The organism is Arthrobacter sp. (genome assembly GCF_030540645.1).
Lineage (GTDB): Bacteria > Actinomycetota > Actinomycetes > Actinomycetales > Micrococcaceae > Specibacter.
On the sequence record NZ_JAUNVV010000011.1, the window covers coordinates 55,918 to 57,843 of the forward strand.

Genomic DNA, 1,926 nt, shown 5'->3' on the forward strand with positions numbered 1-1,926 from the left:
GGCTTCCCCATATTTGCCCGGAGGCAGCGCCTGAGCGATTCCATAAGCACCGCTGAAGGGATTGGTGGCGTTCGTGCGCCAGTTGGATTCACGTTCCCACAACTGGTTCAAACACGGGAACTGTCCTTGATCCCAGCCATGGGCGGCAAGTCGTGATGCAGCATAGGCCTTTGCCCCAGCAGGATCGTTGACAGCACCACCGGGAATATTGGGCAATAGCTCCTCAACGGGGATGTAGCCACCGCCAGGGTTTGGGGCAATAGGAACCGGCGGGGCCACGGGCTTGATTGGTGCAGGGACGGGCGCGGGCAGTCCGGGATGTGGCGCAGGGTTGGCGATGGCCTGGTTCGGTGCGGGATTGGGAGCTGCAGGCAATTGTTGGATTTGAGCCGCCCGCTGAGCTTGGGCTGCAGCGGCGTCCCGCTTAGCCGCTTGTGCCTGCTTATAAGCGGCGAGTTCCGTTTGTCCCTTTCGGTACGCTTGTTCCTTGGCAACGCTGGTGCTGTTCAGCGCGGCAAGTTGGGCGACAAGTGTGGTGCTTTGGGACTTCTTTGATTCCAGTTGCAGTGAAACCGCGGCCTGAGCAGCTACTGCGGTGTCACGGGTTCTCAATGCCGCAGCAGTGAGTTCCTTTTGCGCTGTTTGCGCCGCCTGGCGATTTTTTTCCAGGGCAGCTGCTGCGACTTGCGATTCACTGGCCAGGTCATGTCTGCTTGCTGCCTGGTCCCCCACCCGCTGCATCAGGTCCACGCCGTTGAGGCTGTCCAGGGACTCAAGCGCCGCCATGGTGGCAAACAAGCCAAGCCCGCTGCGCTTGGGCGTTCAGGATGTCTACTTCGACTGTGGCTGCGTCAAGTTTGTTCTGCGCGATTGCATAGTCGGCACCAGCTTGTACGGCAGTGGTGCCGACAACATCTGCTTCGCGTTCCAGCGCGTCCAGCGCCTGAGCGATCTTCGAGGCCTCAACCGCCGTGGCAGCAGCATTGCCTCTGGCAGCCTCAACATCTGCCCAGCTGGGCGATCCCGACGGCGGCGCATCCTGCGCCTGGGCCGGCATCGCAAGCAGGCAGGAAACGAGCAAAACAGTGGCCGCCACGGGGACGGCCAGTAGTCGTTTATGTAGTGCCAGCTGCTTACTCATATGCCGTTAGCATAGCCTCTTTGGGGCCAAATTTGATCCATCCAAAGCCAGCAGCCCACAGCTGGGCGCTATTGTGCGCAACTCGACGGCGGCGGCTAGTTCTCCTGGAGGCTTTCATCGATGGCCTCGCCCACCACTTGGTAGGCCATTGATGGGTTGAATCCCTTCCGTGCCAGCATGGCCACCCAGCGACGCGTGTACTTGTCCCGTTCAGCCCGTTCACGCAGATCGACCGATACCCGCATTTTGCGTTGGATCAGTTCCTTGGCCTGACGGCGCTCGGTGCCCTCATCAATCTGGTCCAATGCTGCCTGTGCCAGTTCCGGGTCGATCCCCTTCTCTGCCAATTCACGCTGCAGTGCCCCCCTGGCCAAGGACTTGTGCATTGAGCGGCTACGCACCCACAACTGGGCAAACTCGGCGTCATCAATGAGCTTCACCTCTTCAAAACGGTCCAGCACTGCTTCGGCAACATCGTGGGGGATGTTGCGTTCGGCAAGTTTCTGGCTGAGTTGGAGACGGCTTTTGGGCGAGCTGGTCAGCTGGCGCAGCACGATGGCCCTGGCCGCCGACGCCGGGTTGGCGTCGGCGGCCTGGTCAGGGGCAGGTCCTCTGGACTTCACGGCTGGCTCCCTAGAAGCCGTCGACGGCCTTGAGCTTCGGGGCGCTCTCAACTTCTGCTTCAGCTATGACACCCACACCAAGTTTTGCCTTGATAAGGCGTTCAAGTTCCTCGGTCAGTTCAGGGTTGTCCTTGAGGAACCGCCGGGAGTTTTCCATGCCCT

At 60.6% G+C, this 1,926-nt stretch carries 2 protein-coding genes and 2 pseudogenes; all 4 read right to left on the bottom strand.

The window, feature by feature from the left end; all coding sequences use genetic code 11:
* Positions 1–786: pseudogene (locus Q4P21_RS03865) on the bottom strand (lytic transglycosylase domain-containing protein); the annotation flags it as partial.
* Positions 773–1,141: a hypothetical protein gene (locus Q4P21_RS03870; protein WP_303387526.1), complete on the bottom strand. Its 369-nt coding sequence runs from the start codon at positions 1,139–1,141 to the stop codon at positions 773–775. The pseudogene Q4P21_RS03865 and the gene Q4P21_RS03870, both read right to left, overlap by 14 nt.
* 95 nt (positions 1,142–1,236) lie before the next feature.
* Complete coding sequence (locus Q4P21_RS03875) at positions 1,237–1,764, bottom strand: regulatory protein RecX (protein WP_303387527.1); 528 nt, start codon at positions 1,762–1,764, stop codon at positions 1,237–1,239.
* Positions 1,765–1,774: 10 nt separating this feature from the next.
* Positions 1,775–1,926: pseudogene (locus Q4P21_RS03880) on the bottom strand (DNA recombination/repair protein RecA); the annotation flags it as partial.